Annotated in this window: 4 protein-coding genes and 1 pseudogene; 2 read left to right on the top strand and 3 right to left on the bottom strand. The window is 61.8% G+C overall.

The window, feature by feature from the left end:
- The coding region (locus SO140_RS45445; RefSeq protein WP_498544152.1) for a helix-turn-helix domain-containing protein at window positions 1-578 on the bottom strand (578 nt) is incomplete at its 3' end.
- A 401-nt stretch (window positions 579-979) separates the two neighbouring features.
- Between SO140_RS45445 and SO140_RS45440 the strand changes: the two genes are divergently transcribed.
- Together SO140_RS45440 and SO140_RS45435 are read left to right on the top strand one after the other, a co-directional pair.
- Window positions 980-1,348: a YybH family protein gene (locus tag SO140_RS45440; RefSeq protein ID WP_449384674.1), complete on the top strand. Its 369-nt coding sequence runs from the start codon at window positions 980-982 to the stop codon at window positions 1,346-1,348.
- Between the two features lie 148 nt (window positions 1,349-1,496).
- Window positions 1,497-1,721: a hypothetical protein gene (locus SO140_RS45435; protein ID WP_063696289.1), complete on the top strand. Its 225-nt coding sequence runs from the start codon at window positions 1,497-1,499 to the stop codon at window positions 1,719-1,721.
- 175 nt (window positions 1,722-1,896) lie between these two features.
- Here the strand turns inward: SO140_RS45435 and SO140_RS45430 are convergent, their stop codons facing one another.
- Together SO140_RS45430 and SO140_RS45425 are read right to left on the bottom strand one after the other, a co-directional pair.
- Window positions 1,897-2,184: a hypothetical protein gene (locus tag SO140_RS45430; RefSeq protein WP_449384673.1), complete on the bottom strand. Its 288-nt coding sequence runs from the start codon at window positions 2,182-2,184 to the stop codon at window positions 1,897-1,899.
- A 406-nt stretch (window positions 2,185-2,590) separates the two neighbouring features.
- Window positions 2,591-2,755 (bottom strand): annotated as a pseudogene (locus tag SO140_RS45425) (Rho termination factor N-terminal domain-containing protein); the annotation flags it as partial.
- Window positions 2,756-3,639 lie beyond the last annotated feature (884 nt).

Below are 3,639 nucleotides of genomic sequence, written 5' to 3'. Positions count from 1 at the left end.
ACGAGCGCGCGTGGATTGTCCATCAGCACTTCCTCCGGCACGCCGCCGAAGGTCGTGAACGCGCTCTCGAGCCCGGCAAACCAGTGCTCTTGCTTCTCGGCCCGGAACGCACGCACATGCAGCCGTCGCGAATACCCGAGCGTCGCCACGAACACGAATGCCTTGATCTTCGTGCTGCCGATCTCGACCAGGCGCTCGCCGAAGTCAATCTGCAGCTGTCGCCCCGGGGGCGTCTCGAACCGCGTCGTCGCCAGCGCTTCGGCCTTCAGCGCCTGGCGATAGGGCTGCACGGCCCGTTGCAGCGTTCGCCGGCTGACTGCCACGCCTTCCTCGGCCAAAAGGTCCTGGCGCACCACATCCGCATTGCCGCGGTGCCGAATGAACCTCTCGCGCAGCCAACCTTCAAGGCCATCGAGCCGCTTCGGACGCTCAGGCGACTTGAACGGCTTCACCCCGCCCGCCGCCACGTAGTCCTTCACCGTGTGATGGCTGCAGCCCAGCTGCCGCGCGATCCGCTTCAGACCCCACCCGCACGCCCTCAGGCGCAACATCTCCGCCACGTCATCCGGCGTCTTCATCACCTGCCCCCGTGGATCACTCCACGACGAGCCTTCCGTGATTCGTTCCTCGTTCATTCGCTCTCTCCTCGGCTATCCAAGGAGGGGGCAATTCCTCGTGACGCCGAGGGGGCAGTTTTCCATGGCGCGCGACACTTAGCCCCGACAGCGGCGCGAGACCGCAAGACGGATGAAGCTTGCGCCGAGTTAATCTGCCTTACGAGAAAGACATTTGCAGCGGCGCGCGTTCTGCGGTTGACCGTGGTGTTTCCTCGCAAGCGTAGCCTCCTCGCCGCTCCAGGGGGCTTTAGTTGAGCAAACACTCGGCCCGGAGTCCCAGTTTCTCCCGGCCGTTTTCCCTATCCGGATACTTCTGCGTCTGCGTCGCGATCGGGAGCGGCGACAGTTTTGTATGGGACCTCATGTCGATTTCACGAGACGAATTCGATCCTCTTGCCGCCGTCGTCGACTGGCTCGATGCCTGCCGACGGGGAGACCTGAACGCGCTGCTCGATCTATATGACGAGCGCGCGGTCATGGAATGCGGCTGCGAGGGCGTGACCTTGACGGGGCGAAATTCGATCGCGGCCTATTGGGCACCGAAGCTCGAAAGCAGGTGCTCCTTTAACCTTGATGATGTGGTCCTAACCGGCCACGGGGTTCAGATCGATTACCAGAGCTATGAAGGCAAGCCGGTCCGCTTTTACTTTCGGTTCGATCGCTCCAACAAGATCATCTACACGAGTTGCGGCCCATTGATCGGTCGCGCTGCTAGAATCTCGCCCAACTAAAGCAGTTCGACCTTGCTGGTGACGGTCGGCGACGATGGCGTCGCCTTGGTCGGGCCACCCGCGCGATATTGGCATCGTCGAAACCGAAATCACGCGGTCGGAGTCGCCGCCGTTGTCCCCATGCTGCCGGAATGGTAGCAATTCACCCATGGCCGAAGGCGACCCCATCCGCATCATCCCTCACCGTGGCGTAGACGACGACTGCGGAAGTCTTGAGGTATGGTTCGCGGACGGACGCAAATCGGTCAGGTTCTATTGGGACAACCTTGTCTCACGCCGGTTGAGCGGCAACACCCTCACGCGAGAGCAGGCGATCGAGAAAGCCACGGCGCTGGCGAGGGCCGAGATCGACAAGCTGGACAACCCCGAGTGAGAGCCTCGGCGCAGCCGCACGCGGTTCGCAGCGCATCCCGCTGATGCGTTCTTCCGGCCCGTCCGACGCGCATTAGCGGCCTCCTCACAAGGCTCGGCAGATCGGAACACAAAGGCGGACGCTTCAGGCCACACCGGTTATTTCAACCGTTACGGTTCCTGCGAATGGCTCGGGATCAGGGGGATTTTTGTTTGCGTCGTCTTTGCTGCCGGCCCAGCCGCTTGGCGTTTGCCGCCACCCGCTTTCGGTATTGACGCACAATCTCATCGCTTGAGGCGCCAGCCATGAGGCTTGCGCCGGCTTTGGCGGCCGCCTGTATTTTTTCACTGACCATGCGCTCGGCTTCACGCTGAGCACCCTTGCCGCCTCGCATCAGCTTCGCCAGACGCAACCCGATCACGCGGTTTGATTCCAGCGCCAGCATCATCCAGTTCCGCATTCTTCTCGATTTCCCCGGCAGCATTCTGACTGACTCCTGAAGAGAACCTCGGCTGCTTTACTGGAGCTTTTAGCGCGACTCTCTTTTTCCAGCCAGCGAGAGGCGCCTCGCAGACGTCGCCGGCTTGTTCCACTTGAATTCGGCCGGACACCGCCGTCGCGCCGGACTCAAAAGCGCATCTCGCAAATTGTCGATCTGTAGCGACTTGGATCGGCCGCGAGTTCCTTTCTGGCATTAGTAGTCTTCGCCGCTGTCGAGTTTGCGAAGCAGGTCGAGCGTTCTTCTAAGAGAACAGCCAGCTTATTAACTGATATGTCCCTGCACCGAGAACGCAAAGCCAACCGGCCGTGAGCGCGAGTGCGACCAGCAAAAGAACAGTTGCGGGGGCCTGTCCGGATGCGACGCTGGGCTCGGCTACGACTTGGTTCGGCATGCGAAGCTGGTTGAGGATGGCGAACAGCAGCTCCTGCTTGGGCATGGTTCTGGCATTCTCGACCCCGTTTTCTTCCGCTAACGAGACAAGCTCGGCCGGGGTTTTGGACTTGAGATCTACGAATTTGACTTCCCAGGAGAAGTCGCCGCGGCGTCGCGGCAGAAATTCGATAAGGCCGAGTGCCCCGACCAGCATCACGCCAAGCAATGCCGCCAAGGGATGTAGCGGCTCGCGCCAGAAGCCGGCCGCCGTGCCGATCGTTAGCAGGGCTGTAGTCTCGAGGTCATCCGGTGCGCGATCTACCAATGACCCGGTTGTTGGCGCATCCTCGTGTTCGATGACAGGGGGAGGGGTGATCTGTGCGACATCCGTCGAGGGATTTGGCGGCTCGTGCCAGGATCCGTCTGCCGCGCCGATCGTTCGTTCGGCGTTACGCTCGATGTCATCCGGCGCGCGATTGACCAGCGGCTCGCTGCCCGTCGCATCATCATTTCCGCGGGGGTGCGAGTTCAATGACGTTCGCGCCACGAACGACTGCGCGGGTTCCTGATCAGGCAACACCTTCCGCATCACTTCGCGCGCGTTGAGCGAGTCGTTTGTTCGCTGAGCTTTATGAAATCTGCGGTAATCGCCCTCAAGCGTTGCGTACTTGCGGCTATCCCACCGAGCCTGGGCCGCGCGTTGCCGGAACGGGACAGACGTAACATAACCAAACCCGCCACCGCCAAACCAAGCCTTGCGACTCCTTTGGCCTAATCGGTTCGGGTAAGACCAGCGGTATGCACCGGCATAAGGCGCACCATGAGCGCCACCGAACCAAGCCTTATGACCCCTTGGGGCTAATCGGCTCGGGTAAGACCAACCGTATGCACCGGGATAAGGATTTCCCCCACCATAACTGCCACCGCCAACACCACTGACGCCGGCTCCCACACCACCGCCGGCTCCCGCACCGACGCCTATTCCCGCACCACCGCCACCACCACTGCCAGCTCCTGCTCCTCCGGCACCACCACTGCCTGCCCCGCCGCCCCCGCCACCTCCAG

This window comes from Bradyrhizobium sp. UFLA05-108, from assembly GCF_059803455.1.
The sequence above is the reverse complement of the archived record's forward strand: the minus strand, read 5'-3'. Positions and strand labels throughout refer to the sequence as shown.

What these genes read in the sequence shown, in the direction of transcription:
- SO140_RS45440 (WP_449384674.1), top strand. Translation starts at nt 980, where the DNA reads ATGTCGATTTCACGAGACGAATTCGATCCTCTTGCCGCCGTCGTCGAC.
- SO140_RS45435 (WP_063696289.1), top strand. Translation starts at nt 1,497, where the DNA reads ATGGCCGAAGGCGACCCCATCCGCATCATCCCTCACCGTGGCGTAGAC.
- SO140_RS45430 (WP_449384673.1), bottom strand. Translation starts at nt 2,184, where the DNA reads ATGCTGCCGGGGAAATCGAGAAGAATGCGGAACTGGATGATGCTGGCG.